Genomic DNA, 26,134 nt, shown 5'->3' on the forward strand with positions numbered 1-26,134 from the left:
GCTTTGAGCCGAGGATCCATAAACCGTTGACGCCATTGGAAAACTTGGATCCTCGGGTCAAGCCCGAGGACGACCAGAGGCGGAGGACGAGATCACCTCACGCATGGAAGCCCCGTTTTGCGCGGGGCTTTTTATTGCTCCCGGCTCAGCCTTCTGTCCGGTTCTTATCCATCGCCGCGGTGTGGAGGTTCTTCTGCAAGACGGAGAGCAGCGCATGGAAGCGCTCGATGTCTTCCCTGCCCAAACCTTCGGTCGCCTGCGCCATCAGGCCATCCACCTCCTCGCGCACCGATTTCAGCATCTGCGTCGAGCTTTCCGTCAAGTAGATGCACTTCGACCGGCGGTCGTCCGGGTTGGGGCGGCGCTCCACGAGGGCAAGCGATTCCAGCTTGTCGAGATAGGTGCAGACCGTCATCGGTTCGAGACCGATGCGAGCGGCAATGTCCGCCTGCTTGGCACCGTCGATGGCAGCAACGGTCAGCAGCGCGCGGGCCTCGCCGGGCGTCAGCCCAAGGCCTGCATTGGCAATACGCCGTTCGAACACGCTGTTGAGAAAACGGGCGCTGCTATTGAGCAGAAAGGCCAGCGGTTCTCGTTCGGGATTGGATGTCATCAAATGGGTGCTTTTCACTAGAACTATTCTACGTTGTGACAACTTCTGTCTTTCCATGCAATCGGATGGAAGAAGAAAGTGTTCCGCACGCTCCATGTCTTTGACATCCACGCATCGTGCTTTTGCGGAATCGACGCCGATTTTTAGGGCCGTTGCCGTTGCCCTTCTTGCGGTCTGATATTGAAAGCTTGCCGTCAGCATGCCCATATGGCTGACAATCACATCTGCATGAGGACATCACCATGACATCGACGATCGCGTATTATTCCGCTCTAACCGACTGGAACGGGAAAAACGGACTGCCGCGTTTCGATGCCGTCAAGGATGAGGATTTTGCCGGTGCGTTCGATGCGGCCCTTGCCGCCCATGATGCAGAGATCGATGCCATTGCCGGCAACAGCGAAGCGCCGAGCTTCGCCAATACGGTGATTGCGCTCGAAATCGCTGGCGACGAGTTGTCGCGCGTCTCGGCGCTGTTCTGGAACAAGGCGGGCGCCCATACAAACCCGCAAATCCAGGCGCTGGAACGCGAGATCGCGCCAAAAATGTCGCGCCACTATTCGCGCATCGGCATGAATGAGGCGCTGTTCAAGCGCATCGATACGCTGTGGGACAAGCGCGAGACGCTGGGACTGACCCATGAGGAACTGCGGGTCCTGGAGCGCCACTGGAAGGGCTTCGTGCGCGCCGGCGCGAAACTGCCCAAACCCGAGCAGGAGCGTCTTGCCGCCATCAACGAGGAGCTGGCAGGTCTTGGCGCAAACTTCGGCCAGAACGTACTTGCGGATGAAAAGAACTGGAAGCTGCTGCTGTCTTCTGATGAGGAACTTGCCGGCATTCCGGGCTTCCTGCGCGATGCCATGGCGGGTGCCGCCAAGGAGCATGGCGAGGAGGACAAGTTTGCAGTGACGCTGTCGCGCTCGATCATCGAGCCCTTCCTCACCTTTTCCGAGCGCCGCGATCTGCGCGAACAGGCCTTCAAGGCCTGGGTGGCTCGCGGTGAAAATGGTGGCGAGACCGACAATCGCGAGATCGTCAGGAAGACGCTGGCGCTGCGCGAAGAAAAGGCAAGGCTCTTGGGCTATGAGAGCTTCGCGGCCTACAAGCTGGACGACACGATGGCGAAGACGCCGGATGCAGTGAACGGTCTCTTGACCCAGGTCTGGGAAAAGGCCGTCGCGCGCGCTGGCGAAGAGGAAGCCGAGCTTGCCACGATCATTACCGACGAAGGCAAAAACCACGAGGTCATGCCCTGGGACTGGCGCCATTATGCGGAGAAGCTCAGAGCAAAGCGCTTCAATTTCTCCGAAACCGAGCTGAAGCCCTATCTGCAGCTGGAAAAGATCATCGAGGCCTGCTTCGACGTGGCGACACGCCTCTTCGGCATCCATGCCGTCGAACTGAAAGACGTCAAGGCCTACCACCCCGATGTCCGTACCTTCGAAATCCGTGACGCCAATGGCGAGCTGAAGGCTATGTTCCTCGGCGACTATTTCGCCCGGCCCTCCAAGCGCTCGGGCGCTTGGATGAGCTCCTTCCAGTCGCAGCACAAGCTGCCGCTGAAGAACGGCACGGTCGGTGAACTGCCGATCATCTACAATGTCTGCAACTTCGCAAAGCCATCAGCCGGCAAGCCAGCACTCCTGTCGCTCGATGATGCGCGCACGCTGTTCCACGAGTTCGGCCACGCGCTGCATGGCATGATGTCGAACGTCACCTATCCGTCCGTTTCCGGTACCGGCGTTTCGCGCGACTTCGTTGAACTGCCCTCGCAGCTTTACGAACACTGGCTGACCGTGCCGGAAATTCTCGAGACCTATGCGCTGCATTACGAGACCGGCGAGCCCATGCCGAAGGCGCTGCTGGACAAGGTGCTTGCGGCCCAGACCTTCAATGCCGGCTTCAACACGGTAGAGTTCACCTCCTCGGCGCTGGTCGATATGGCGTTCCACACCCGTGGCACGGTGGAGGATCCGATGGCGGTGCAGGCAGAGGTGCTGACTTCGCTCAACATGCCGAAGTCGATCACCATGCGCCACGCCACGCCGCACTTTCAGCACGTATTTTCCGGTGACGGCTATTCTGCCGGCTACTATTCCTACATGTGGTCGGAAGTGCTGGATGCCGACGCCTTCGAGGCTTTCGAGGAGACGGGCAATCCTTTCGATCCGGAAACGGCGCGCAAGCTTCTCGATAATGTCTATTCCGTTGGCGGCGCGGTCGATCCGGAAGTGACCTACAAGGCCTTCCGCGGCAAGATGCCGAGCCCGGAGGCCATGCTGAAGAAGCGCGGACTGGTCGCTGCGTAACGCATGCCGCGCAGAAGCGTGAAGCCGTCCTGCGACGCTGATATGCTGTCAAAGAAAGGGTGAGGGCGGGAAGAGCGAATCTGAACGATCGCACCCGCTTCAACCTTAAAAGCGCGCAAAAACCTGTCACACATCTCTGATACGGCGTTTTCGCAAGGGCCTTATGTCACAGGCCCCCCTTTCGCATTTGCAAAAAAAAGGTTATGAGCCCGCCAAACTAAATTGGCGCATCCCATACGATCAGCGCCCCAACCTCAGAGATTTAATCATATGGCCCTTCGCAACATCGCGATCATCGCGCACGTTGACCATGGAAAAACGACACTTGTTGACGAGCTTCTGAAGCAGTCTGGTTCGTTCCGCGACAACCAGCGCGTTGCCGAGCGTGTTATGGATAGCAACGATCTGGAAAAGGAACGCGGCATCACCATTCTCGCCAAGGCGACCTCGGTTGAGTGGAAGGGTGTTCGTATCAACATCGTCGACACCCCCGGCCACGCCGACTTCGGTGGTGAAGTCGAGCGTATCCTCTCCATGGTGGACGGTGCGATCGTTCTGGTCGACAGCTCCGAAGGCCCAATGCCGCAGACGAAGTTCGTCGTCTCCAAGGCGCTGAAGGTTGGTCTTCGCCCGATCGTCGCGATCAACAAGATCGACCGCCCGGATGGCCGCCACGAAGAAGTCATCAACGAAGTCTTCGACCTTTTCGCCAATCTCGACGCGACCGACGAGCAGCTGGACTTCCCGATCCTGTACGGCTCCGGTCGTGATGGCTGGATGAACGTCAACCCGGAAGGTCCGAAGGACCAGGGTCTTGCACCGCTGCTCGATCTGGTTCTCGAGCACGTGCCTGAGCCTACGGTCGAAGAAGGTCCGTTCCGCATGATCGGCACGATCCTTGAGGCCAACAACTTCCTCGGCCGTATCATCACTGGCCGTATCGCGTCCGGCTCGATCAAGCCGAACCAGGCCGTCAAGGTTCTGGGCCAGGATGGCAAGACCATCGAAACCGGCCGTATTTCGAAGATCCTCGCTTTCCGTGGTATCGAGCGCACCGCGATCGAAGAAGCCCATGCAGGCGACATCGTCGCTATCGCTGGCCTTTCCAAGGGCACCGTCGCCGACACGTTCTGCGATCCTTCGGTCACTGAAGCCATGACCGCACAGCCGATCGATCCGCCGACCGTCACCATGTCCTTCATCGTCAATGACAGCCCGCTGGCTGGCACCGAAGGCGACAAGGTCACGAGCCGCGTCATTCGCGACCGTCTGCTCAAGGAAGCCGAAGGCAACGTTGCGCTGAAGATCGAAGAAGCCGAAGGCAAGGACTCGTTCTTCGTGTCCGGCCGTGGCGAATTGCAGCTTGCGGTTCTGATCGAAACCATGCGTCGCGAAGGCTTCGAGCTTGCCGTGTCGCGTCCGCGCGTCGTGATGCACAAGGATGAGAACGGCACCCTGCTGGAGCCGATCGAAGAAGTCGTCATCGACGTCGATGAAGAGCATTCCGGTGTCGTCGTTCAGAAGATGTCCGAGCGCAAGGCTGAAATGGCCGAGCTTCGTCCTTCCGGTGGCAACCGCGTTCGTCTGAAGTTCTATGCGCCGACCCGTGGCCTGATCGGCTACCAGTCGGAACTGCTGACCGACACGCGCGGTACGGCCATCATGAACCGCCTGTTCCACGATTATCAGCCCTTCAAGGGTCAGATCGCGGGCCGCGTCAACGGCGTTCTGCTGTCGAACGGTTCGGGCGAAGCTGTCGCCTACGCCATGTTCAACCTGGAAGACCGTGGCCCGATGATCATCGAGCCGGGCGAAAAGGTTTATGCTGGTATGATCATCGGCATTCACACCCGCGACAACGATCTCGAAGTCAACGTGCTGAAGGGCAAGCAGCTCACCAACATCCGCGCCGCCGGCAAGGATGAAGCCGTGAAGCTGACGCCGCCGATCCGCATGACGCTCGACCGCGCGCTTTCCTGGATCCAGGACGACGAGCTGATGGAAGTGACGCCGAAGTCGCTTCGTCTGCGCAAGCTCTACCTCGATCCGAACGATCGCAAGCGCTTCGAAAAGGCCAAGATGGCCGGCTGATCGCCCTGCCATTAATCATGTTTCCAAGAACCCGGCTTGAGCGCGCCTCAGGCCGGGTTTTTCTTTGCCCGCGCGAATCAAGCCCGCTTGTCTCAATGGTAAAAAAAGCGTTAATCTTTTCTCCATCGTCCACATGATTAGGCTGTGGGTAAGCTTCCCGCCGTTAACCTTTATGGCTGGTAAGTTTTCATGGCCGGGGCCAGAATCGCGTTATGAAAACGTTATCCATCGATGTGCGCCGGGCTGAACCGGAAGACGCTGCCGCTATTGCAGAGACGCATCGGCTGTCCTGGGAGCAGGCCTATGCAGGACTTATTCCCCACAAGCCGCTCTGGCAGATGCTGGATCGTCGCGACGAGGACTGGTGGCGCCGTGCTGCCCGTGGTTCCGCCACGCTGTTGGTGGTCGAAGTGGCGGGTGTGGTGGCAGGCTACACGACGCTTGGCCTCAACCGTGCTCGCGGTCTTCCCTATGATGGCGAGATCTACGAGCTTTATCTGCGTCCGGAATATCAGGGCATCGGCCTTGGGACCGTTCTTTTCAAGGAAGGACGCCGCCTGTTGAAGTCGCTCGGCTGCAACGGCGTTGTGGCATGGTGCCTCGAGGACAGCGATGTCGCCAGCCGCTTCTTCCGCTCGCATGGCGGCAAGGATATTGCCGAAGGCATGGAAGACTTCGCCGACAAGCAGCTGCGCAAGATCGGTTTTGCCTGGCGCTGACTGTTCTTCAAGCCGCGTCATGTGCGCATTGACGCAAGTATCACGATTGGCCCGATCCCGTGATGCCGCCAGGGCACCTGTTAAAACTTCTCGCCCGTCGTTTCTTGTAGCGCTCTCAAACCTTTAAGCTCAGCCCATTCTTGGTTCGACAAAAGCGCAAAGGTTGCGGCGGGCGATGTTGCAAAGCGCTGCCTTTCCCAGTATCGAGGATCAATCTCAACTCACCGAAATAAGGAAAGAGTATGCGTATTGATGCAATCTCCGTCGGCAAGAACCCGCCTGAAGACGTCAATGTGATCGTTGAAGTGCCGGTCGGCGGCCATCCTATCAAGTACGAGATGGACAAGGATGCTGGCGCACTGATCGTCGATCGCTTCCTCTACACGCCGATGACCTATCCGGGCAATTACGGCTTCGTGCCGCACACGCTGTCGGAAGATGGCGACCCGATCGATGTGTTGATCTGCAATACCCGCCCGCTGGTGCCTGGCTGCGTCATCAATGTGCGCCCGATCGGCGTGATGATCATGGAAGACGATGGCGGCAAGGACGAAAAGATCCTCGCAGTTCCGGCTCCCAAACTGACGCAGCGTTACGACAAGGTCAAAAACTACACCGACCTGCCGGACATCACGCTGAAGCAGATCGAGCACTTCTTTGAGCACTACAAGGATCTGGAACCCGGCAAGTGGGTGAAGATGGGCGGCTGGCAGGATGTCGACGTTGCCAAGAAGCTGATCCTCGAAGCCGTCGAACGCTACAAGGCGCAGGGCTGATCTCAGCCAATCACCTTTTCAAGCTTACCTAAAAGATCCTCCGGTTCGCCATCGAGCCGGAGGATTTTTTTGCGCGATGTTTCCCCGGACACGAAACTGATCGATGACTTTGGGATCTTCAGCGTCTTAGACAGAAGCGCAATCAGCGCCTTGTTTGCCTTGCCGTCTTCCGGCACGGCGGTGACGCGGGCTTTGAGATAGGGCAGCCCTTCGGCATCCTTCTCCACCCCATCGATGGCATCACGCCCACCTGAGGGCGTGAGCCTCAATCTCAGCTCAATCTGCCGACCGGCGATCTTCCAGGGCTGGAGCGTCAAATGAAGAGCGAGATCAGGAAAGGTCTGATCGGATTCGCGATGATCATCTGAAGGAAGACAATGCCAAGCAGCACCACGAGCGGCGAAAGATCGATGCCACCCATGTTCGGAAGAATCCGGCGGATGGGGCGCAGAACCGGCTCGGTAGCCTGATACAGGAAGTTGCCGATCGCGTTTACGAACTGATTGGAGGAGTTGATGACATTGAATGCGTAGAGCCATGAGAAAATGGCGCTGGCGATCAAGATCCACCAGTAGATTTGCAACGCCAATAATATGATTGTAATCACCGCGTCGATAATGCCTACCATCAATGTCTCCTATGTTGTTGGCAGACATTTAGACATTACCACATGAGCCGACAAGTACCGTCACACGGAAGTGCGCGTTTAGAAAGTGTGTTGTCTTAGCGGCCTCTTTCCAAGGTGGGTAAAAAGCCGAAGACCAATCTCGGCTTTTGCTGCACCGAAAGCGTGACTGGATCTCTCATGCCAGCTTCCTCCGCTTTGCCACTCCAGCCTGCCGCGCGTCTTCGTCGCAAAACTGCTCTACACCGTCGCTCGACGCGGCTTAGATCGCGTCTGCGTCGGCCTCATCATGACCTTCAAGGTGCTTGTGGCTTGCCACCTGCTGGCGCTGCAGCACGCGGTCGCGCACGGAGACGCCAAGAAGCTCGGCGATTCGCCAGATGACGTTGTCTTCCATCTCGTTGCGCTCACCGTCTGCGTAGACGATGTCCCAGAGAATGCCGATGAGTTCGACGCGTTCCTGTTCGTTCAGGTGGCGGCGAATGTCGGTGGTGAAGCGGTAGTAATCCACCGCCTCCTTGCCGGCTTCCTGCCCCGCATCCATCAGCGCATCCAGCTTGCCGGAACTGAGGTCATAATGCTCCTGCAGCAATTCGCGCAGGCGCTCACGCTCCACCTTGGACACCGTTCCGTCCGCTTCCATCACCTGAAAGCAAAGGGCGGCGATGGCGACGCGCAGGTCGTCGGGCGGAAAATCGCGAGACGTGTCGCCACTCGTCAGGCTTTGGAAGAAGGTCTGGATACGGTCGAGCATGGCTCTCCTTGAGCGTTAAAGGCTGCCTTAAAACAGATTGAGGCGATTTTTTTCGTCCGCGGGGGCAGAGGGTTTCTTCACACCCGGATCATCCGGCAAACCGCCGAAGAAAGGAACGGCTTCGCCGCTTTTTTCGATCACTGTGGTTTTTGGCGCAGCGGCCTTGGATGTCTGGCTCGCCGGGGCCACGGGCTTTGCGGGTTCGGCAAGAGGGGCGCCCTCTGCTTTCTTCACGCCGGGGTCGTCCGGCGCGCCGCCGAAGAAGGGAACGACTTCCTCCGCTTTCGCCGAGGGCGTGACCTTTGCTGGTTCACCCGATTGGACCTTGGGCTTTCGCGTTTCGACAACGGGATGAACCGTGGTCCTCGTCTCGGCTTTGGGCTCAACTTTCGTATCGACGTGTGGCTTCGACTCGGTTTTCACCGGCTCTGCCTTTACTGGAACCGGGATTTCGATGATGCGCTCACGAATTTCCGGCTGCGCGACGTCTGGAAGAGAGGCGAGCGCGCTATCGACGCTCACATCTTCCACCGGGCCCTCCAGCTGGCCGAAGGGCGCCTTCCATTCAAAGGCATCCAGACGGCCGGAGACCGGCGAGACCGGATGCCATTTTTCCGAAACGATGCCGTCTGCCACCCAGGCCGGGTCGCGCGGCGCGCGCAGCGCCTGCGCCATCCAGTGACGCACACGGCCCTGGTCGCCGGTCTCGGCCTCCTCGATATCAGCCAGCAGCAGGAAGACGCTTTCGCGGGGGGCGATACGGGCGGCGGCCTGCGCCTTGGCTCTCGCCTTGGCGAAATCCTGCGCGGCCAATGCTGCCTGCGCCACGGCAAAGAGCGATTCGATGTTGTTTGGCTTCAGGCTCTCCAGACGCTCGGCGCGCTTCAGCCGGTCGATCGCCGTATCGCCGCTGCGGGCGCGAACATAAAGCTCGGCGATCTGTGGGTGCGGCTCAGCCTTCCAGACGGGTTCCAGAATGGCGGCCGCCTTGCGCAGATTGTCTTCGCGGAGATAGGACTTGGCGGCGACGAGCGCTGCCGGAACGAGCGCCTTCGACAGTTTCAGCGCAGCTTTTGCGTCGTCGCGCGCACCCTTCGGGTCGATCTCGAACTTCTCTTCCGCCTTCGCGGTCAGAAGCACGGCCTTCAGGCGCTCGGCTTCGCCACGCTCAATGACATGGGCGGCCTTCTGCTGGTCGAGCAGGCGGATCGCATCGTCCCACTCGCCACTGCGGCATTTGCTTTCCAGCGTCGCTTGCGCGGCCCAAGGCAGATAGGGTGCGTTTTTCGCCGCATCCTCGGCATACTGCAGAGCAGCTTCATGCGCGCCCTGGCGGCGAGCCTCGATATAGAGGCCGCGAAGACCAAGTTCACGCGTCTCCGGGTCATTTGCCATTGCCTCGAATTTGCGGCGCGCGGCGTCATACTTGCCTTCGATGAGATCGGCCTGGGCTTCCAGCAGATGGATCAAGGGCTCCTGATCGGCGCTGAGCAGACCCTGTGTTCTCGCGGTCATCTTGCGGGCCAGCAGGGCATTGCCAGCACCGGCAGCGATCAGGCCGGTCGACAGTGCCTGATAGCCGCGGTCGCGCTTACGGGCGCGGAAGTAGCGGCGTGCGGCATGTGGGGAGTTCCACAGCGTGCTGATCATCCACCACAAGATCATAATGGCTGCGATGAGGGCGGCAACCATGGAGGCCGCCACCATCATGCTCATCTGTATCAGCTGCCCCTGCCATTCCAGCGACAGAACGCCCGGACGATCCGCCAGCCAGGCGAAGCCGACGGCGATGAGAAGGACGATGACGACGAAGCTAACGATTCTGGTCATGTCTTACCCCTGCTGGCCTGTGCTGCTGACGGCGCGGTTCAATGTGCTGTTGACGAGATCCTCTACCTGAATGCGTGCGTCCAGCGACTTCTTGTAATCGGCCGATGCCGTCTTGGCGGCTTCGGGAAGAGCATCCCATTCAAGGGCCGCACCCTTCAGGTCGCCATTCTGCAGCTTGTCTTCCATGCGGGCGATCTTGGCATCGTCGCCTTCGCCCTCGACATTGCCGACAGGGCGCACCTTGACCAGCGACATGGCGCTGTTGGCCAGCCTGTCGAAAATGCCTTCATTCGGGTCGGTCGGGCGAAGGGCCGTCAGCATGGCATTGGCCACATCAGGGAAACGACGCACCAGTTCCGCGCGCGTCGGCACGCCGGTATTGGCAAAGGGGCGCAGCGACTGGATCGCCGGATCGTCGGGCGTGACCTTGGAGAGCGTGTCGAGTTCGGTGAGGAAAGGACCGCCGCGATCGATCGCCGCCTTGAGGGCTGCCGAGGCAATGGCGCGCGCCACTTCGACATCGTCCCGAGGCTCGTTGATCTTGGTTTCTGCCGCGTCAAGCCGCTGTGTCAGCGACGCGATCTTCTGGTCTTCTGCGGCGCGCTCGGACTGCAAGGTCGAAACCGTGGTCTCAAGCTGCGAGATCTTCGCGCTGGCGTCGCCGCCGGATGCGGTGGAGCTTTCCAGTGCGGCAAGGCGCTGCTCTAGCGCAGACGTGTCGGCGGTCTGTCCTTTTGGTACTTCTGCGATCTGCTGCTGCAGGCTGGCGACCTGAGATTTCAACGCGGCCAGTTCCGTCGACGAACCGCTATCGGCTGAACTAGACGGCAGGACGCCGGCATATTGCATGCTGCCTGCGGCCAGAAGCGCGATCAGGCCGCCGACAATGCCGGCGGCAATCAGGCCGGAATTGCCTTGCGGCTTCGCATCCCGCGATGTCGACGTGGTGGCGGCCGAAGGCTTGCTGGCCGACGATGCGCTGGAGGATGTGGATGCCGTCGTCTGCGGCTTGAAGGGTTCGCTCTTTGGGGCGTCCTTCCCGAAGGTGCTTGATGTTGTTTTGGCGCTATCGGCAGCGCTGCTCGATGCAGCAGACGATGTGGTGCCGGTGGAGGCGGATGCCGCTGCGGCTTTCGGTGGCTCCTGCTTCACCGTCGCGTCCGTCTTCGCTGGGCCTTCGTCTTTGCCGGATGCGTCCTGCGGTTTTCCGACATTCGGCTCCGGCTCGATCGGCGATTTGGTTGGCTGATCCCAGATCGGCTTCGGGTTTTCGGCTTTTGCGCCGTCCGCCACGCCGGTCGCTGGCTTGACAGGTTCGGTGGTGCTCGGTTCCGTCACCGGCTTCGCGTCACTTGGCGCGCTTGTCGCCGTCGTATCCGCAGGCGTGGATGGCTTGGTGGCGCTGACATCCGTCACGTCCTTGGCGTCCAGATCGATCGTGACCGGCTCGGTCTTGGATTTGGAGTGGCGTGGCGGCTTTCCGGATACCATGACAACCTCATTCTAGTCGTGTCTATTCCTCGGTCGCGGTGGCGACGTACCACCTTTCGGGAAGACGGGATCGCATGTCGCCACGCCCCAAACCTAGTCAGTGATGGTGGCAAAGGAAAGAGGCGAAAGGGAATTAGGTTCCAGCGCCCCTGTCCAGAAGCTGCAACATTGCGTGTTCGCTTGGCGTGGCGCTTGCACATGCGCGACTGCGATGCGGTGTCGGAACGACGTCCAGAACCTTTTCGCTGATGCAGATGAAGCGGCTGGTGTGCAGAAGGGGCGCCAGATCATGGGCCTGGACAAGGTCAAAGAAGATCCGCGCGGTCTCGCGGGAATAGAGGAGAACCGCATCCGGCGGGATGTCGATGAGGGCGCGCAAGGCTGGCCCTTCCCACAAGACCGGCTGCATTTCGTAAATCTCGGCGATATCCAGCGTGATCGCGCTTTCTGCGAGCATGTTTTCGAAACCGCCCTCACGGGGCCGTCCGGCAAGATAGAGCACGTGTGCAGCAAGGCTTTTCGCCGATGATGCTTGCGTGTCGGGCGCCAGTGTCGTCTTCACCAGACGGGCGAGTGCCGCGCCATCTCCCTCACCGGTAATGACGGTCTTAAAGCCGCACTCGCGTGCGGCCTGAGCAGTTGCCGCGCCAACGGCGAAAAGCGGGCGGCCGAGATGGCCGGACAGATCGATGCCGGATGTGTCCAGGGCGCGAAGGGCTTCTGCGCTGGTGACGGCGAGAGCGTCAGGTTGGCGCGTCAGCGCCTCCCTTGCGGCTTGCGCCTTGTGGACCGCCTCGGTCAGCGGCATCAGGATGGGTTCGTGGCCGCGCTCGCGCAACAGCGTCGCCGTCTTCTGCCCCGAACGCATCGGACGGGTCACGACGACGCGCATGGCTCAGGTCCAGCTTTCGAAGAAGCCGGGACCGGCGGCGTGCCGCACCTTTTCGCCGGCCTGGCGGCCGAGCGTTTCGGCATCGGCGAGCTTGCCGGAAATCTCGACGGCATGTTCGGTCTGCCCATCCGGTGTGAGGATGACGCCATGAAAGTGCAGATCCTCCCCATGACAGGTGGCAAGCCCCGCAATCGGCGTGCGACAGGAGCCGTCGAGCGCGGCTAGGAAGGCGCGTTCGCACATCACCGCATCATAGGTCGGCCCGTCATTGATGGCGGAGAGCAGATCCTGAATCCGGCTATCGCCAATGCGACATTCGATGCCGATGGCGCCTTGCGCGGGGGCAGGGGGGAATGCCCTCGGGTCCAGCAGTTCGGTCGGAACGTCGTCCTTGTTCAGCCGTTTCAGCCCGGCAAAGGCAAGCAGGGTGGCATCCGCCTGGCCTTCCGCCAGCTTGCGCAGTCTCGTATCGACCAGACCACGGAAGATGATGACCTCAAGGTCCGGGCGCAGGCGACGGATGAGCGCCTGACGGCGAAGCGAGGCAGAGCCTACGATGGCGCCGTGCGGCAGCTCCAGAAGGCGAGGTGCCGTTCTGCCGATAAAGGCATCGCGCACATCTTCGCGCGGCAGAAAGGCGCGCAGCTCCAGCCCGTCGGGCAGCTTGGTTGCCATGTCCTTGGACGAGTGAACGGCAAAGTCGAGATCGCCGGACAGCAATTGCGCTTCCAGCTCTTCGGTGAACAGGCCCTTGCCGCCGATTTCGGACAGGGGGCGGTCGGTCATGCGGTCGCCCTTGGTCGCGAGCGGCACGATTTCGAACATCTCCGGGGCCAGGTCATGGGCCGCCGCCAGCCGGTCGCGTGTTTCGAACGCCTGTGCCAGTGCCAGCGGGCTACCGCGCGTGCCTATTCGGAAAGGTTTTGTTTGCATCGGCATCTATCCGTTGTTACCGGAGGTGTTCGTACCTAAGTTTCAAAAGCACCGCAATCAACGAACCGGCTGATGACCCCCTTTCTTCGTATCCTCGGCATAGAGACCAGTTGTGACGAAACCGCTGCATCTGTGGTGGTTCGGCATGCTGATGGCCGTGGTGAGATCGTCTCTGACGTCGTTTTGTCGCAGCTGGAAGAACACAGTGCCTATGGTGGCGTGGTACCGGAAATTGCCGCCCGCGCCCATGTGGAAGCCCTCGATACGCTGATCGAGGAAGCGCTCGCCAAGGCGGGCGTGAGGCTGGGGCAAGTGGATGCGATTGCCGCCACCTCTGGGCCTGGTCTCATCGGCGGCCTGATCGTCGGGCTGATGACCGGCAAGGCAATTGCGAAGGCTGCGGGCAAGCCGCTTTATGCCGTCAACCATCTGGAAGGTCATGCACTGACGGCGCGGCTGACGGACGGGCTATCCTTCCCCTATCTGATGCTGCTCGTGTCCGGTGGTCATACCCAGCTGATCCTGGTGCGCGGTGTCGGCCAGTATGAGCGCTGGGGAACGACCATCGACGATGCGCTCGGCGAAGCTTTCGACAAGACGGCCAAGCTGCTTGGCCTGCCCTATCCTGGTGGACCGGCGGTCGAGAAAGCGGCGAAGAATGGCAATCCCGATCGCTTCCCCCTGCCGCGCCCGATGGTGGGTGAAGCAAGGCTTGATTTCTCCTTTTCCGGTCTGAAGACGGCCGTGCGGCAGGCTGCGACCGCTATCGCCCCGCTCACAGATCAGGACATTGCCGATATCTGCGCCTCCTTCCAGAAGGCGGTATCGCGCACATTGCAGGACCGGATCGGGCGCGGGCTTCAGCGTTTCACCGAAACCTTCCCCTCCGTCGAGGATGGACCGGCCCTCGTCGTCGCCGGTGGTGTCGCCGCCAATCAGGAGCTGCGCGGCACCTTGCAGGCGCTCTGCGACAAGCACCGCTTCCGCTTCATCGCGCCGCCGCTTGCGCTTTGCACCGACAATGCCGCGATGATCGCCTGGGCAGGCCTTGAGCGCATGGCGGAAGGCATGGAGCCGGACAGTCTCGACACGCAGCCGCGCTCGCGCTGGCCGCTCGATGCAGATGCCAAGACGCTGGTCGGCTTTGGCAAGCGCGGAGCCAAGGCATGAGCAAGCGCGAAACCATCGTCGTCATCGGGTCCGGCGCCTTCGGCACCGCGATTGCGGTGGTGATTGCGCTTGAGAATCGCCATGACGTGACACTGCTTGGCCGCGATCCGTCCTTGATGGCCGACCTGCAGGCCGATGGCGTGCATAATGCGGCGCTGCCAGGAATCGCGCTTCCCTATGCGCTGAAATATTCCGCCGAACCCGACGTGCTGCGCAATGCCGGCATCGTGCTGTTCGCCATGCCCTCGCAGGCCCAAGCGGATGCCGCGCGCCAATATGGTCCTTACCTGGCTAAGGATGCCGTGGTGATGACCCTGGCGAAGGGGATCGACCGCTCGTCCGGCTTGCTTCTCACGCAAGTGCTAGAAGAGGAATTGCCGTCGCATCCTGTGGCCGTGCTCTCAGGGCCGGGCTTTGCTGCAGATATTGCCAAGGGGCTGCCGACAGCCATGGCGGTTGCAGCCAGCGATGCGGCACTTGCCGAGCATTTGGCGCAAACCATCTCCGGACAGACCTTTCGGCTTTATGCCTCGACCGATCGTATTGGCGTGCAGCTTGGTGGCGCGTTGAAGAATGTGCTGGCGATTGCCGCCGGCATCGTCGAAGGCGCGGGGCTGGGTGAATCGGCGCGTGCGGCCTTGATTGCCCGCGGGCTTGCGGAAATGTCGCGGCTTGTCGTTGCCGTCGGCGGACAGGCGGATACGGTGCGCGGGCTTTCCGGTCTCGGCGATCTTGTCCTGACCGCCACCAGCCACCAGTCGCGCAATCTGCGTTTCGGCATATCGCTGGGGCATGGGGATGCACCCTCGGCCTTTCATGGCGGGCTTGTGGAGGGCGCCTACGCAGCCTCCGTCGCGTCCCGGCTTGCCGCCGACCACAAGATCGACATGCCCGTTACCGATGCCGTTGCGGCGATCATCGACGGGCGGCTGGACATTCGCACTGCCATGCGACAATTGATGACACGGCCCATCACCACCGAATAGGGACTGGGCAAAAGAGGAGAAGACAATGCTGTTTGCCTTTATCTGCAAGGACAAGCCCGGCCATCTGAATGTGCGCATGGACACCCGTCCTGCGCATCTGGAGCATCTGAACAAGCTGAATGCCGAAGGCACGCTGAAGATCGCCGGTCCGTTTCTGGATGCGGATGGCAAGCCGAATGGCAGCCTGGTGATCGTCGAAGCCGCCGATATCGATGCCGCGCGTGCGCTTGCCGATGCCGACCCTTACGCCAAGGCGGGTCTCTTCGAAAGCGTCGATGTGAAGCCCTATAATTGGGTCTTCAACAACCCGGCGGCGTAAGGGCAAAATACGACATGGCGAATTACTGGCTATTCAAATCCGAACCCGACACCTGGTCCTGGGAACAGCAGAAGGCCAAGGGCGAGGCTGGCGAGGAATGGACCGGCGTGCGCAACTATCAGGCGCGCAACAACATGCGGGCCATGAAGCTTGGCGACAAGGGCTTCTTCTATCACTCCAATGAGGGGCTGGAAGTCGTCGGCATCGTCGAGGTCTGCGAGTTGTCGAAGCCGGATTCCTCTGCCGAGGGGGATGCGCGCTGGGACTGCGTGCACATCAAGGCGGTCCGCGACGTGCCGAAGCCCGTGACCTTGAAGGCGGTGAAGGCCAATCCGAAGCTTGCCGACATGTCGCTCGTCACCTCCATGCGGCTTTCCGTCCAGCCGGTGACGGAAGAGGAATATCTGGAAGTCTGCCACATGGCAGGTGTCGACAAGCCACCGCGCTCGCCAGACTGATCCAGACTTTGAAGACCGCGCCAGACGCCTTCATCCGCGCCAATACCAGCATCATGGCACCGCCGCATGTTCCAGAGCTTCGCCTCCATCTGGCGAGTGAAGCGCATGATCTGTGGTTGAAGACCGAAGAAGAGCTGGAGGAGATCGGCCTGCCGCCGCCCTTCTGGGCCTTTGCCTGGGCCGGCGGGCAGGGGCTGGCGCGCTATATTCTCGATAATCCCGATATCGTGCGTGGCAAGCGGGTCGTCGATTTCGCCAGCGGTTCCGGCATGGTGGCAATCGCCGCGGCCCTTGCCGGTACCGCACACGTACTGGCGGTCGATATCGATCCCTGGGCGAAGAGTGCGGTGATGCTGAATGCTGCGGTGAATGGCGTCACGATCGACGTGATCTCAGAGGACGTCATCGGCAAGGATTTCGACGCCGACGTGCTGCTTGCTGGTGATGTGTTTTACGACAAGGGATTTGCCGACGCGCTGATCCCATGGTTTTCCACCCTCACGTCCAAGGGCGTCGTCGTGCTGGTCGGTGATCCGGGCCGCGCCTATCTGCCCAAGACGAAGCTTGTTGCCTGCGCCACCTATCAGGTGCCGGTGACGCGAGCGCTGGAGGATAGCGAAGTCAAGCAGACGACCGTCTGGCGTCTGTCCTGACTGCCAAAATGCCCTTACGGACGGATGACGCAGACACCTGCTTCATAATGGCAGCTGTCATTGAAGGTGCGCTGGTTCACGTGGATGATGCGCGGCTCTACTGTGCTTCGACGATAATCATCCGGCAGATAGGCGCCGCCGCTTTGGGCGTAGAAGTAGTTGCCGTTGCCGGGAAACCGCGCCGCCGTCAGTCCGCCCGCATAGGTGCCGATGCCTCTGACATAGGACGGCAGACCATAGCCACCGACCACGGAGGGCTGTGAATCGCTGTATCTCTGATAGGAGCGGTGGTCGCGATGATCGTCGTTCGCCGTCGCCAAGGAGGGGGAACCAATGGCGATCAGAAGGGTTGGAATGATCCAGGATGCCTGCTTGAACATGATCTTCTCCATCCAGTTTTTAAGCTCTCCGTTCGATCGGAAAGGCTGCTTTTATTTTACGTTTACGTAAATTAAATCGAATGCTGACGTTTGGAAACGCTCGATATTTTATTTTCGATCCCGAGAATCACGCAGAATTTTTTAGACCACAATCGATTAAATTCAAAACGGTTGCCGATTGTACTTGTCGTGATGCTCTCCTGCGATTAAAGGTCGCGCTTGGTGCAATGCACATTCTTTCGTCATGTGCGTTGTTTGGGGGCGCCCGGCTATCATCGGCGCCAGGAAACGCCGTGAGGTTCATATGGCGAACACGACAAACAATCGGCCTTTGTCGCCGCATCTTCAAATCTACAAGCCAATTCCGACAATGGTTGCGTCGATTGTACACCGTATCACCGGTGGCGCACTCTATTTCGGCACGCTTCTCGTTGCCTGGTGGCTGATTGCGACCGCCTCCGGCGTCGACGCTTATGCCTGGGTACAATGGGCCATGAGTTCGCTGATCGGCAAGCTTGTCCTCATCGGCTATACCTGGGCGCTGGTTCACCACATGCTGGGCGGTCTTCGCCACTTCATGTGGGACCTGGGCCATGGCTTCGACAAGCATTTCACCACCAAGCTCGCCAAGGCGTCCTTCGTCGCGTCGATCTGTCTGACCGCGCTGATCTGGGTTGTCGCCCTGATCGTGCGCTGAGGAGATAACATCATGGATATGCGCACCCCTCTCGGCAAGGTTCGCGGTCTCGGTTCGGCCAAGGAAGGCACCGAGCATTTCTGGCGCCAGCGCGTGACGGCCGTTGCCAACGTGCCGCTTTTGATCTTCTTCGTCGGTTTCCTGGTCATGTATGGCGGCGCACCCTATGAGGTCGTCGTTTCGGCTCTGTCGAACCCGCTCGTTGCGGTGACCATGGGCCTCGTCGTCATTTCCGGCCTCATCCACATGAAGCTCGGCATGCAGGTCATCATCGAGGACTATGTGCATGCGGAAGTTCCGAAGCTGGTTCTTCTGATGCTGAACACCTTCTTCGCGGTGGCCGTCGGCGGTCTCTGTCTCTTCGCCGTTCTGAAAATCGCATTCGCAGGATAATCCGTCATGGCACCGAACAGTTCACCCTCCCAGAACGGCAAGGCCTATACTTACGTCGATCACTCCTATGACGTCATCGTCGTGGGTGCCGGCGGCGCTGGTCTGCGCGCCACGCTTGGCATGGCCGAGCAGGGCTTCAAGACCGCCTGCATCACCAAGGTTTTCCCGACCCGTTCGCACACCGTTGCCGCCCAGGGCGGTATTGCCGCCTCGCTCGTCAACATGACGCCCGACTGTTGGCAGTGGCACCTTTACGACACCGTCAAGGGTTCCGACTGGCTCGGCGACGTGGACGCCATGCAGTATCTCGCCATGGAAGCGCCAAAGGCGGTCTATGAGCTCGAGCATTACGGCGTGCCCTTCTCGCGTAACGCCGAAGGCAAGATCTACCAGCGCCCGTTCGGCGGTCACATGCAGAATTACGGCGAAGGCCCGCCGGTACAGCGCACCTGCGCTGCCGCCGACCGTACCGGCCATGCCATTCTGCACACGCTCTATGGCCAGTCGCTGCGCAACAATGCGGAATTCTTCATCGAGTATTTCGCGCTCGACCTGATCATGTCGGATGACGGCCGCTGCACGGGCGTCGTGGCCTGGAACCTCGACGACGGCACCATTCACCGTTTCTCCGCCAAGATGGTCGTTCTGGCGACCGGCGGTTACGGTCGCGCCTATTTCTCCGCCACCTCCGCGCATACCTGCACGGGCGATGGCGGCGGCATGATCGCGCGCGCCGGCCTTCCGCTTCAGGATATGGAATTCGTTCAGTTCCACCCGACCGGCATTTACGGCGCCGGTTGCCTGATTACCGAAGGCGCGCGCGGCGAAGGCGGCTATCTCGTCAACTCCGAAGGCGAGCGCTTCATGGAGCGTTATGCCCCGTCGGCCAAGGATCTGGCATCGCGTGACGTCGTGTCGCGCTGCATGACCATGGAAATCCGCGAAGGCCGAGGCGTTGGCAAGAACAAGGACCACATCTTCCTCCACCTCGATCACCTTGATCCGGCGGTTCTGCATGAGCGTCTTCCGGGCATTTCCGAAAGCGCCAAGATCTTCGCAGGCGTGGACGTGACGCGCGAACCGATCCCGGTTCTGCCGACCGTTCACTACAATATGGGCGGCATTCCGACCAACTATTGGGGTGAAGTGCTGAACGCCGACAGCGAAAACCCAGGTCGCATCGCACCCGGCCTGATGGCTGTTGGCGAAGCGGGCTGCGCCTCGGTTCACGGTGCAAACCGTCTCGGCTCCAACTCGCTGATCGACCTCGTGGTCTTCGGTCGTGCGGCCGCCATTCGCGCCGCCCAGGTCATCAACCGCGAGGAGCCGGTACCGGCGCTCAACATTGCTGCCTGCGACAAGATCATGGATCGCTTCGATCGCCTGCGCAACGCCAGCGGCAGCACGCCGACGGCCGTGCTTCGCGACAAGATGCAGCGCGCCATGCAGGAAGACGCCGCCGTGTTCCGCACGCAGGAATCGCTTGCCAAGGGCTGCGAGCGTCTGTCCGCCATCTGGAAGGAACTTCCCGATGTGAAGGTGACCGACCGCTCGATGGTGTGGAATTCCGATCTGGTGGAAACGCTGGAACTGGAAAACCTGATGGCCAACGCCATCACCACGGTCTACGGCGCGGAAGCCCGCAAGGAAAGCCGCGGCTCGCATGCGCGTGAGGACTACACCGATGGTCCGTTCGCCGGCCGAGACGACGTCAACTGGCGCAAGCACACGCTGGCCTGGGTCAGCGAAGCGGGCGACGTGAAGCTCGACTACCGTCCGGTTCACACCGAACTCATCGCCGATGGCATCGATCCCAAAAAGATCGAGCCAAAAGCACGCGTCTATTGATTTGAGAGGTATTGGACATGGTTGAACTTGCTCTCCCCAAAAACTCTCAGATGACCGAAGGCAAGGTCTGGCCGAAGCCGGCAGGCGCGAAGAATATTCGCGAATACCGGATCTATCGCTGGAACCCTGACGACGGCCAGAACCCGCGCATCGATACCTATTACATCGATATCGATGATTGCGGCCCGATGGTTCTCGATGCGCTCTTGTACATCAAGAACAAGATCGATCCGACGCTCACACTTCGCCGTTCCTGTCGTGAAGGCATTTGCGGTTCCTGCGCGATGAACATCGACGGCACGAATACGCTCGCCTGCACCAAGGGCATGGAAGAGATCAACGGCACGGTAAAGGTCTATCCTCTGCCGCACATGCCGGTGGTCAAGGACCTGGTGCCGGATCTGTCGAACTTCTACGCCCAGCACCGTTCGATCGAGCCCTGGCTGAAGACGGTGTCTCCACCGCCTGCGAAGGAATGGAAGCAGAGCCACGAAGACCGCCAGAAGCTGGATGGTCTTTACGAGTGCATTCTGTGCGCTTGCTGCTCCACCTCCTGTCCCAGCTACTGGTGGAATGGCGACCGTTATCTTGGTCCAGCCGTTCTGCTGCAGGCCTATCGCTGGCTGATCGACAGCCGCGACGAAGCAACGGGCGAGCGTCTCGACAACCTCGAAGACCCTTTCCGTCTGTATCGCTGCCACACCATCATGAACTGCGCGCAGGCCTGCCCCAAGGGTCTGAACCCTGCAAAGGCGATTGCCGAGATCAAGAAGATGATGGTCGAGCGTCGCGTTTGATGATTGCTTGAGCGCTCACAAGATTGACAAGCCGCGGCCACAGGTCGCGGCTTCTTTGTTGCGAAGCGGCGAAGAATTTTCCTAAAATGCCGTCGAAATGGCAATTATCGTTGCCGCGTCTTGCCTTAGCTAAGGCTTTGGTAATAATTCAGCCGCTTTGTGTAACCATGAATTTTCCGAAGCGACGAGAATCGGGAGCTTGAGATGCAAGTTAGATATGTGGTGACGGGCCTTGCGGTCGTTATCGGCCTCGCCGGTTGCCAGCGTACCTCTTACGATTATAGCAGCAATTCGAATGCGGGTCCCGGCTACACGCCGCCGCTTCAGGCGCAGCCTGTTCCATCCGTCCAGTCCGGCGCGCTGCCTCCTCCCGGTGGTTCTTCCCAGTTCCCGACGGCTCCGACGGCAACGCCGCCCGGCAGCGCCAATGTCGCAGCGGGTGCGCCGACGACGGCTCTGGATGTGACCAAGGAATCGATGGTCGGCAACTGGCGTGTGTCCAATGGCGGCGCCAATTGCGACATGTTCCTGACGCTCACCAATCTCGGCAGCGGCTCGCGTGGCGGTACGCGCGGTTGCACCGGCGACCTGACAGCCATGGGCTCCTGGGAAGTCTCGGGCAAGATGGTCCAGTTCAAGAACCGTCAAGGCGATACGATCGGTCGCGTCTACAAGACCTCCGATGCCCGTTACGACGGTACGACCAATAACGGCCAGCCTCTGAGCCTCAGCCGATAACAGATCGACGGGGAGCGCGCGTCTGCTGTAGGCGACGTGCGCTTCGCGCGCGGGGTCTTTCTCCATGCAGCGAGTGCCGGACTACAACCATAGTGTCGTTGAGCAACTCAACGCATTGACGGCGTCCGGCGAGTTGAAGGCCGATGCCGCCCAACTCGGCGTTGCGGCCCATCTCGACAGAATCCTCTCCGACCTGAAGCTGCGCAAGCCCGCGAAGAAGAAGAGCGCGCTTGGCTGGATGTTTGCCCGCAAGGCCGCCGCCTCGCCGTCCGTCAAGGGGCTCTATGTCCACGGCAGCGTCGGGCGCGGCAAGACGATGCTGATGGACATGTTCTTTCAGATGGCGCCGGTGGAGAAGAAGCGCCGCTGCCATTTCCATGAATTCATGGCCGATGTGCATAATCGCGTCCACGCCCACCGGCAGAAGCTGAAGAACGGCGAGACCAAACAGGCCGATCCCATTCCGCCGGTCGCCGCGCAATTGCTTGCCGAAGCCGAACTGCTCTGCTTCGACGAATTCACCGTCACGGATATCGCCGACGCGATGATCCTTGCGCGGCTCTTCACCGAACTCTTCGCCAACGGCTGTACGCTGGTCACCACCTCCAATGTCGTGCCGGACAATCTCTACAAGGACGGCCTCAATCGCGGTCTCTTCCTGCCCTTCATCGATCTCCTCAAGCAGAATGTCGACGTCGTTTCGCTCGATAGCCCGATCGATTACCGCATGGAGAAGGTCAAAAGCCTGCCCGTCTATGTGACGCCGCTCGATGGCGCTGCCGATCAGGCGATGGACATGGCCTGGCATCATCTGACTGCGGGCCAAGTCGTTGCGCCAGTGGAGATCGAGATGAAGGGTCGTTCGGTTCTGGTGCCGCGCGCGGCGGGACGGGTGGCGCGCTTCACCTTCCGCGATCTTTGCGAGAAGCCGCTCGGCGCGTCCGACTTTCTGGCCATTGCCGATCGGTTCGATACCGTCTTTATCGATCATATTCCGCTGCTGAGCGCGGACCGCCGCAATGAGACCAAGCGTTTCATCATCCTGATCGACGCGCTTTACGATCACACCGTTCGGCTGTTTGCCTCTGCCGCTGCCATGCCGGAGGACCTTTTAGGCACCAGAAAGGGCACGGAAGGTTTCGAGTTCGATCGCACGGCATCGCGTCTGTTTGAGATGCGCAGCGCCGACTATCTCGCACTGCACAACGAAAAGCGTAATGCAGCGTGACGCTTTAATGACATAATATATTACGTTTACGTAAGAATTTTATCATCTAAACGATTGAAAAACCTTGCTCTGAAAGAATTGGTTGCCATTTTTGGCCAATGCGTCTAAGCCGAGTGCGACAATTTCAGCCGCAGTCCGTCTGCGGAAAATTGAGTTGAAGCTTAAGAGGAAGCATTCGATGTCTCGCAAAAAGATTGCACTTATTGGTTCTGGCATGATCGGCGGCACGCTGGCGCATCTCGCCAGCCTGAAGGAATTGGGCGATATCGTCCTCTTCGATATTGCTGACGGTATTCCGCAGGGCAAGGGTCTGGATATTGCCCAGTCCGGCCCGGTCGAAGGCTTCAACGCAAAGCTCACCGGCGCGTCCGACTACGCTGCCATCGAAGGTGCAGACGTCTGCATCGTCACCGCAGGCGTTGCCCGCAAGCCCGGCATGAGCCGCGACGATCTTCTCGGCATCAACCTCAAGGTTATGGAACAGGTTGGCGCGGGCATCAAGAAGTATGCCCCCAATGCTTTCGTGATCTGCATCACTAACCCGCTCGACGCCATGGTCTGGGCTCTGCAGAAGTTCTCCGGCCTGCCGAAGAACAAGGTCGTCGGCATGGCCGGCGTTCTCGACAGCGCCCGTTTCCGCCTCTTCCTCTCCGAAGAGTTCAACGTTTCGGTTGAAGACGTCACCGCCTTCGTTCTCGGCGGCCACGGCGACACGATGGTGCCGCTTGCCCGTTACTCCACCGTTGCCGGCATTCCGCTGACCGACCTCGTCAAGCTTGGCTGGGTTTCTGCAGAACGCCTCGAGCAGATCATTCAGCGCACCCGTGACGGCGGCGCCGAAATCGTTGGCCTCTTGAAGACCGGTTCTGCCTACTACGCACCTGCCGCTTCCGCCATCGAGATGGCCGAATCCTACCTCAAGGACAAGAAGCGCGTTCTGCCTGCTGCCGCCTATCTGTCCGGCCAGTACGGCGTCAACGACATGTATGTCGGCGTGCCGACGGTGATTGGTGCGGGCGGTATCGAGCGCATCATCGAGATCGAACTCAACAAGGACGAGGAAGCAGCCTTCCAGAAGTCCGTCGGTGCCGTTGCCGGTCTTTGCGAAGCCTGCGTCAACATCGCTCCGTCGCTGAAGTAATTGCCTCTCAGGCTGTAAACAGGGAATAACCCATGAATATTCATGAATATCAGGCCAAGGCTCTTCTGAAGGGCTATGGTGCGCCGGTTGCCGAAGGGGTTGCCATCCTCAAGGTCGAAGAAGCCGAAGCTGCCGCCAAGCAGCTTCCCGGCCCGCTCTACGTGGTCAAGAGCCAGATCCACGCTGGTGGCCGCGGCAAGGGCAAGTTCAAGGAACTCGGTCCCGATGCCAAGGGCGGCGTTCGCCTGGCAAAGTCCATCGAGGAAGTCGTTTCCCACGCCAAGGACATGCTCGGCAACACGCTGGTCACCGCCCAGACGGGCGACGCTGGCAAGCAGGTCAACCGTCTCTACATCGAAGACGGCGCAGACATCGCTCGCGAACTCTATTGCTCGCTGCTCGTTGATCGCTCCGTCGGCAAGGTTGCCTTCGTCGTTTCGACCGAAGGCGGCATGGACATCGAAGCTGTCGCGCATGACACGCCTGAGAAGATCCACACGATTGCCATCGATCCGGAAGCCGGCGTGACGGCTGAAGACGTTGCCAAGATTTCCAGCGCGCTCGAGCTCGACGGCGTTGCTGCCGAAGACGCCAAGTCGCTCTTCCCGGTCCTCTACAAGGCCTTCGTCGACAAGGACATGGCGCTGCTTGAGATCAACCCGCTGATCGTCATGGAAAATGGCCATCTGCGCGTTCTCGACGCCAAGGTTTCCTTCGACGGCAACGCGCTGTTCCGCCATGACGACATCAAGGCGCTGCGCGACGAGACCGAAGAAGACGCCAAGGAAATCGAAGCCTCCAAGTGGGACCTCGCTTACGTGGCGCTCGACGGCAACATCGGCTGCATGGTCAATGGCGCCGGTCTTGCCATGGCGACGATGGACATCATCAAGCTTTACGGCAAAGAGCCTGCAAACTTCTGCGACGTCGGCGGTGGCGCTGGCAAGGAGAAGGTCGCTGCAGCCTTCAAGATCATCACCGCAGACCCGAAGGTCGAGGGCATCCTCGTCAACATCTTCGGCGGCATCATGAAGTGCGACGTCATCGCTGAAGGCGTTATCGCCGCCGTGAAGGAAGTCGGTCTGAAGGTTCCGCTCGTCGTGCGCCTGGAAGGCACGAATGTCGAACTTGGCAAGAAGATCCTGAACGAATCCGGCCTCGCCATCACGGCTGCCGACGATCTGGACGATGCTGCCAAGAAGATCGTCGCCGCGGTCAACGGCTAATTTTTAAGGATCCTGATTAATGTCCATTCTCGTCAATAAAGACACAAAGATCCTCGTGCAGGGCCTAACCGGCAAGACCGGTACGTTCCACACCGAACAGGCTCTCGCCTATTACGGCACGCAGATGGTCGGCGGTATCCACCCCTCCAAGGGCGGCACCAACTGGACCGGCTCCAAGGGCGAAACCCTGCCGATCTTCGCAACCGTTGCCGAAGCCAAGGAAAAGACCGGTGCAGACGCGTCCGTGATCTACGTTCCGCCGGCAGGCGCTGCCGACGCGATCATCGAAGCGATCGACGCCGAGATCCCGTTCATCACCTGCATCACCGAAGGTATTCCGGTTGCAGACATGGTTCGCGTCAAGGCTCGCCTCGACCGTTCTAGCTCGCGCCTGCTCGGCCCGAACTGCCCAGGTATCCTGACGCCGGAAGAATGCAAGATCGGCATCATGCCGGGCTCGATCTTCCGCAAGGGTTCGGTCGGTATCGTCTCGCGCTCCGGCACGCTGACCTATGAAGCGGTGTTCCAGACATCCAACGAAGGCCTCGGCCAGACGACGGCTGTCGGTATCGGCGGCGACCCGGTCAAGGGCACCGAATTCATCGACGTGCTGGAAATGTTCCTCGCAGACGAAGCCACGACCTCGATCATCATGATCGGCGAAATCGGCGGCTCGGCTGAAGAAGATGCAGCCCAGTTCCTGATCGACGAAGCCAAGAAGGGCCGCAAGAAGCCGATGGCTGGCTTCATTGCCGGTCGTACCGCGCCAAAGGGCCGTACCATGGGCCACGCCGGTGCTGTCGTTTCCGGCGGCAAGGGCGACGCAGAATCGAAGATCGCTGCCATGGAAGCAGCGGGCATCAAGGTTTCGCCCTCTCCGGCACGCCTTGGCAAGACGCTGGTCGAAGTCCTCAAGGGCTGAGACTGACACAATCTGGCAGCGGGCAGGGGCTGGAAACGGCGGCCTGCCCGAAGCCGCATGAAGACGGACGCAAGAGCCTGATCACCATGGTTCGACCGGTTTTCGCGTCCGGTATGCAAGACCAAAGACTTTCGAGCATTTCGGC

General features: G+C 60.2%; 27 protein-coding genes. 18 read left to right on the plus strand and 9 right to left on the minus strand.

Annotation, left to right across the window (positions count from 1 at the left end; all coding sequences use genetic code 11):
- Nucleotides 1-145: 145 nt before the first annotated feature.
- Nucleotides 146-613 (minus strand): MarR family winged helix-turn-helix transcriptional regulator, encoded by a 468-nt coding sequence (locus tag ACTJKV_RS20310; RefSeq protein ID WP_274103417.1) that lies wholly within the window; start codon nucleotides 611-613, stop codon nucleotides 146-148.
- 242 nt (nucleotides 614-855) lie between these two features.
- Between ACTJKV_RS20310 and ACTJKV_RS20315 the strand changes: the two genes are divergently transcribed.
- From ACTJKV_RS20315 to ppa, 4 genes are all read left to right on the plus strand, one after another.
- The gene (locus ACTJKV_RS20315) at nucleotides 856-2,922 is read left to right on the plus strand and encodes a M3 family metallopeptidase (protein WP_274103416.1); all 2,067 of its coding nucleotides are present in this window, start codon (nucleotides 856-858) and stop codon (nucleotides 2,920-2,922) included.
- Nucleotides 2,923-3,192: 270 nt separating this feature from the next.
- Nucleotides 3,193-5,013 (plus strand): translational GTPase TypA, encoded by a 1,821-nt coding sequence (gene typA / locus ACTJKV_RS20320; protein ID WP_062424909.1) that lies wholly within the window; start codon nucleotides 3,193-3,195, stop codon nucleotides 5,011-5,013.
- Nucleotides 5,014-5,225: 212 nt separating this feature from the next.
- A complete protein-coding gene (locus ACTJKV_RS20325) occupies nucleotides 5,226-5,732 on the plus strand; it encodes a GNAT family N-acetyltransferase (RefSeq protein ID WP_062597372.1) in 507 nt (168 codons plus the stop codon).
- 242 nt (nucleotides 5,733-5,974) lie between these two features.
- Nucleotides 5,975-6,508 carry an inorganic diphosphatase gene (gene ppa / locus ACTJKV_RS20330; protein ID WP_062424907.1) on the plus strand — a complete coding sequence of 178 codons (534 nt, stop codon included), beginning with the start codon at nucleotides 5,975-5,977 and terminating at the stop codon, nucleotides 6,506-6,508.
- 2 nt (nucleotides 6,509-6,510) lie between these two features.
- Here the strand turns inward: ppa and ACTJKV_RS20335 are convergent, their stop codons facing one another.
- The 7 genes from ACTJKV_RS20335 to hemC all read right to left on the minus strand — a co-directional run bounded on the left by ACTJKV_RS20335 (nucleotide 6,511) and on the right by hemC (nucleotide 13,033).
- Nucleotides 6,511-6,825, minus strand: a complete 315-nt coding sequence (locus ACTJKV_RS20335) for a DUF167 domain-containing protein (RefSeq protein WP_274103415.1) — start codon at nucleotides 6,823-6,825, stop codon at nucleotides 6,511-6,513.
- A complete protein-coding gene (locus tag ACTJKV_RS20340; RefSeq protein WP_062424905.1) occupies nucleotides 6,822-7,136 on the minus strand; it encodes a YggT family protein in 315 nt (104 codons plus the stop codon). Before ACTJKV_RS20340 ends, ACTJKV_RS20335 begins: the two co-directional genes overlap by 4 nt.
- 259 nt (nucleotides 7,137-7,395) lie before the next feature.
- Nucleotides 7,396-7,887: a TerB family tellurite resistance protein gene (locus ACTJKV_RS20345; RefSeq protein ID WP_062424904.1), complete on the minus strand. Its 492-nt coding sequence runs from the start codon at nucleotides 7,885-7,887 to the stop codon at nucleotides 7,396-7,398.
- Nucleotides 7,888-7,914: 27 nt separating this feature from the next.
- Nucleotides 7,915-9,717 carry a heme biosynthesis protein HemY gene (locus ACTJKV_RS20350; RefSeq protein WP_274103413.1) on the minus strand — a complete coding sequence of 601 codons (1,803 nt, stop codon included), beginning with the start codon at nucleotides 9,715-9,717 and terminating at the stop codon, nucleotides 7,915-7,917.
- Between the two features lie 3 nt (nucleotides 9,718-9,720).
- Nucleotides 9,721-11,208, minus strand: coding sequence for a hypothetical protein (locus ACTJKV_RS20355; protein ID WP_274103411.1), 1,488 nt, complete (start codon nucleotides 11,206-11,208; stop codon nucleotides 9,721-9,723).
- 133 nt (nucleotides 11,209-11,341) lie between these two features.
- Nucleotides 11,342-12,100 (minus strand): uroporphyrinogen-III synthase, encoded by a 759-nt coding sequence (locus ACTJKV_RS20360; RefSeq protein WP_274103409.1) that lies wholly within the window; start codon nucleotides 12,098-12,100, stop codon nucleotides 11,342-11,344.
- A 3-nt stretch (nucleotides 12,101-12,103) separates the two neighbouring features.
- Nucleotides 12,104-13,033, minus strand: a complete 930-nt coding sequence (gene hemC / locus ACTJKV_RS20365; protein WP_274103408.1) for a hydroxymethylbilane synthase — start codon at nucleotides 13,031-13,033, stop codon at nucleotides 12,104-12,106.
- A 72-nt stretch (nucleotides 13,034-13,105) separates the two neighbouring features.
- On the opposite strand from hemC, the gene tsaD reads away from it, so the two are divergent.
- From tsaD to ACTJKV_RS20390, 5 genes are read left to right on the plus strand one after another with little or no spacing between them, the layout of a single operon-like run.
- Entirely contained in the window at nucleotides 13,106-14,203 is a 1,098-nt protein-coding gene (tsaD, locus tag ACTJKV_RS20370; protein WP_274103406.1) for a tRNA (adenosine(37)-N6)-threonylcarbamoyltransferase complex transferase subunit TsaD, read from the plus strand.
- On the plus strand, nucleotides 14,200-15,189 hold the full coding sequence (locus tag ACTJKV_RS20375) for an NAD(P)H-dependent glycerol-3-phosphate dehydrogenase (protein WP_274103405.1): 990 nt from the start codon (nucleotides 14,200-14,202) through the stop codon (nucleotides 15,187-15,189). The genes tsaD and ACTJKV_RS20375 overlap by 4 nt, the downstream gene beginning before the upstream one ends.
- A gap of 25 nt (nucleotides 15,190-15,214) precedes the next feature.
- The gene (locus tag ACTJKV_RS20380) at nucleotides 15,215-15,508 is read left to right on the plus strand and encodes a YciI-like protein (RefSeq protein WP_062424898.1); all 294 of its coding nucleotides are present in this window, start codon (nucleotides 15,215-15,217) and stop codon (nucleotides 15,506-15,508) included.
- A gap of 14 nt (nucleotides 15,509-15,522) precedes the next feature.
- The gene (locus ACTJKV_RS20385; protein WP_062424897.1) at nucleotides 15,523-15,966 is read left to right on the plus strand and encodes an EVE domain-containing protein; all 444 of its coding nucleotides are present in this window, start codon (nucleotides 15,523-15,525) and stop codon (nucleotides 15,964-15,966) included.
- 8 nt (nucleotides 15,967-15,974) lie between these two features.
- A complete protein-coding gene (locus tag ACTJKV_RS20390; protein ID WP_062424896.1) occupies nucleotides 15,975-16,619 on the plus strand; it encodes a class I SAM-dependent methyltransferase in 645 nt (214 codons plus the stop codon).
- A 14-nt stretch (nucleotides 16,620-16,633) separates the two neighbouring features.
- On the opposite strand, the gene ACTJKV_RS20395 is transcribed toward ACTJKV_RS20390, so the two are convergent.
- On the minus strand, nucleotides 16,634-16,999 hold the full coding sequence (locus ACTJKV_RS20395) for a hypothetical protein (protein WP_274103401.1): 366 nt from the start codon (nucleotides 16,997-16,999) through the stop codon (nucleotides 16,634-16,636).
- A 304-nt stretch (nucleotides 17,000-17,303) separates the two neighbouring features.
- Here ACTJKV_RS20395 and sdhC point away from each other — a divergent pair, with 304 nt between their 5' ends.
- The 9 genes from sdhC to sucD all read left to right on the plus strand — a co-directional run bounded on the left by sdhC (nucleotide 17,304) and on the right by sucD (nucleotide 25,989).
- The gene (gene sdhC / locus ACTJKV_RS20400; protein WP_062424894.1) at nucleotides 17,304-17,696 is read left to right on the plus strand and encodes a succinate dehydrogenase, cytochrome b556 subunit; all 393 of its coding nucleotides are present in this window, start codon (nucleotides 17,304-17,306) and stop codon (nucleotides 17,694-17,696) included.
- A 12-nt stretch (nucleotides 17,697-17,708) separates the two neighbouring features.
- On the plus strand, nucleotides 17,709-18,089 hold the full coding sequence (sdhD, locus tag ACTJKV_RS20405) for a succinate dehydrogenase, hydrophobic membrane anchor protein (protein WP_062424893.1): 381 nt from the start codon (nucleotides 17,709-17,711) through the stop codon (nucleotides 18,087-18,089).
- 6 nt (nucleotides 18,090-18,095) lie between these two features.
- Complete coding sequence (gene sdhA / locus ACTJKV_RS20410) at nucleotides 18,096-19,937, plus strand: succinate dehydrogenase flavoprotein subunit (protein ID WP_274103400.1); 1,842 nt, start codon at nucleotides 18,096-18,098, stop codon at nucleotides 19,935-19,937.
- A 17-nt stretch (nucleotides 19,938-19,954) separates the two neighbouring features.
- Nucleotides 19,955-20,734, plus strand: coding sequence for a succinate dehydrogenase iron-sulfur subunit (locus ACTJKV_RS20415; protein ID WP_062424891.1), 780 nt, complete (start codon nucleotides 19,955-19,957; stop codon nucleotides 20,732-20,734).
- Between the two features lie 204 nt (nucleotides 20,735-20,938).
- Nucleotides 20,939-21,472, plus strand: a complete 534-nt coding sequence (locus tag ACTJKV_RS20420; protein ID WP_062444358.1) for a protease inhibitor Inh/omp19 family protein — start codon at nucleotides 20,939-20,941, stop codon at nucleotides 21,470-21,472.
- A gap of 64 nt (nucleotides 21,473-21,536) precedes the next feature.
- Nucleotides 21,537-22,700: a cell division protein ZapE gene (zapE, locus tag ACTJKV_RS20425; RefSeq protein WP_440599370.1), complete on the plus strand. Its 1,164-nt coding sequence runs from the start codon at nucleotides 21,537-21,539 to the stop codon at nucleotides 22,698-22,700.
- 178 nt (nucleotides 22,701-22,878) lie between these two features.
- Nucleotides 22,879-23,841: a malate dehydrogenase gene (mdh, locus tag ACTJKV_RS20430; protein ID WP_062424888.1), complete on the plus strand. Its 963-nt coding sequence runs from the start codon at nucleotides 22,879-22,881 to the stop codon at nucleotides 23,839-23,841.
- Nucleotides 23,842-23,873: 32 nt separating this feature from the next.
- A complete protein-coding gene (sucC, locus tag ACTJKV_RS20435; RefSeq protein WP_062424887.1) occupies nucleotides 23,874-25,067 on the plus strand; it encodes an ADP-forming succinate--CoA ligase subunit beta in 1,194 nt (397 codons plus the stop codon).
- 19 nt (nucleotides 25,068-25,086) lie between these two features.
- On the plus strand, nucleotides 25,087-25,989 hold the full coding sequence (gene sucD / locus ACTJKV_RS20440; protein ID WP_062424886.1) for a succinate--CoA ligase subunit alpha: 903 nt from the start codon (nucleotides 25,087-25,089) through the stop codon (nucleotides 25,987-25,989).
- Nucleotides 25,990-26,134: the final 145 nt, after the last annotated feature.

Origin of the sequence: Agrobacterium sp. 22117, from assembly GCF_052045735.1 — a bacterium.
GTDB lineage: Bacteria > Pseudomonadota > Alphaproteobacteria > Rhizobiales > Rhizobiaceae > Agrobacterium > Agrobacterium cavarae.

Excerpts from the sequence above, each read along its gene's own strand:
- ACTJKV_RS20310 (WP_274103417.1), bottom strand. The coding sequence starts at position 613 with ATGACATCCAATCCCGAACGAGAACCGCTGGCCTTTCTGCTCAATAGC.
- ACTJKV_RS20315 (WP_274103416.1), top strand. The coding sequence starts at position 856 with ATGACATCGACGATCGCGTATTATTCCGCTCTAACCGACTGGAACGGG.
- typA (WP_062424909.1), top strand. The coding sequence starts at position 3,193 with ATGGCCCTTCGCAACATCGCGATCATCGCGCACGTTGACCATGGAAAA.
- ACTJKV_RS20325 (WP_062597372.1), top strand. The coding sequence starts at position 5,226 with ATGAAAACGTTATCCATCGATGTGCGCCGGGCTGAACCGGAAGACGCT.
- ppa (WP_062424907.1), top strand. The coding sequence starts at position 5,975 with ATGCGTATTGATGCAATCTCCGTCGGCAAGAACCCGCCTGAAGACGTC.
- ACTJKV_RS20340 (WP_062424905.1), bottom strand. The coding sequence starts at position 7,136 with ATGGTAGGCATTATCGACGCGGTGATTACAATCATATTATTGGCGTTG.
- ACTJKV_RS20345 (WP_062424904.1), bottom strand. The coding sequence starts at position 7,887 with ATGCTCGACCGTATCCAGACCTTCTTCCAAAGCCTGACGAGTGGCGAC.
- ACTJKV_RS20350 (WP_274103413.1), bottom strand. The coding sequence starts at position 9,717 with ATGACCAGAATCGTTAGCTTCGTCGTCATCGTCCTTCTCATCGCCGTC.
- ACTJKV_RS20355 (WP_274103411.1), bottom strand. The coding sequence starts at position 11,208 with ATGGTATCCGGAAAGCCGCCACGCCACTCCAAATCCAAGACCGAGCCG.
- ACTJKV_RS20360 (WP_274103409.1), bottom strand. The coding sequence starts at position 12,100 with ATGCGCGTCGTCGTGACCCGTCCGATGCGTTCGGGGCAGAAGACGGCG.
- hemC (WP_274103408.1), bottom strand. The coding sequence starts at position 13,033 with ATGCAAACAAAACCTTTCCGAATAGGCACGCGCGGTAGCCCGCTGGCA.
- tsaD (WP_274103406.1), top strand. The coding sequence starts at position 13,106 with ATGACCCCCTTTCTTCGTATCCTCGGCATAGAGACCAGTTGTGACGAA.
- ACTJKV_RS20375 (WP_274103405.1), top strand. The coding sequence starts at position 14,200 with ATGAGCAAGCGCGAAACCATCGTCGTCATCGGGTCCGGCGCCTTCGGC.
- ACTJKV_RS20380 (WP_062424898.1), top strand. The coding sequence starts at position 15,215 with ATGCTGTTTGCCTTTATCTGCAAGGACAAGCCCGGCCATCTGAATGTG.
- ACTJKV_RS20385 (WP_062424897.1), top strand. The coding sequence starts at position 15,523 with ATGGCGAATTACTGGCTATTCAAATCCGAACCCGACACCTGGTCCTGG.
- ACTJKV_RS20395 (WP_274103401.1), bottom strand. The coding sequence starts at position 16,999 with ATGTTCAAGCAGGCATCCTGGATCATTCCAACCCTTCTGATCGCCATT.
- sdhC (WP_062424894.1), top strand. The coding sequence starts at position 17,304 with ATGGCGAACACGACAAACAATCGGCCTTTGTCGCCGCATCTTCAAATC.
- sdhD (WP_062424893.1), top strand. The coding sequence starts at position 17,709 with ATGGATATGCGCACCCCTCTCGGCAAGGTTCGCGGTCTCGGTTCGGCC.
- sdhA (WP_274103400.1), top strand. The coding sequence starts at position 18,096 with ATGGCACCGAACAGTTCACCCTCCCAGAACGGCAAGGCCTATACTTAC.
- ACTJKV_RS20415 (WP_062424891.1), top strand. The coding sequence starts at position 19,955 with ATGGTTGAACTTGCTCTCCCCAAAAACTCTCAGATGACCGAAGGCAAG.
- ACTJKV_RS20420 (WP_062444358.1), top strand. The coding sequence starts at position 20,939 with ATGCAAGTTAGATATGTGGTGACGGGCCTTGCGGTCGTTATCGGCCTC.
- zapE (WP_440599370.1), top strand. The coding sequence starts at position 21,537 with ATGCAGCGAGTGCCGGACTACAACCATAGTGTCGTTGAGCAACTCAAC.
- mdh (WP_062424888.1), top strand. The coding sequence starts at position 22,879 with ATGTCTCGCAAAAAGATTGCACTTATTGGTTCTGGCATGATCGGCGGC.
- sucC (WP_062424887.1), top strand. The coding sequence starts at position 23,874 with ATGAATATTCATGAATATCAGGCCAAGGCTCTTCTGAAGGGCTATGGT.
- sucD (WP_062424886.1), top strand. The coding sequence starts at position 25,087 with ATGTCCATTCTCGTCAATAAAGACACAAAGATCCTCGTGCAGGGCCTA.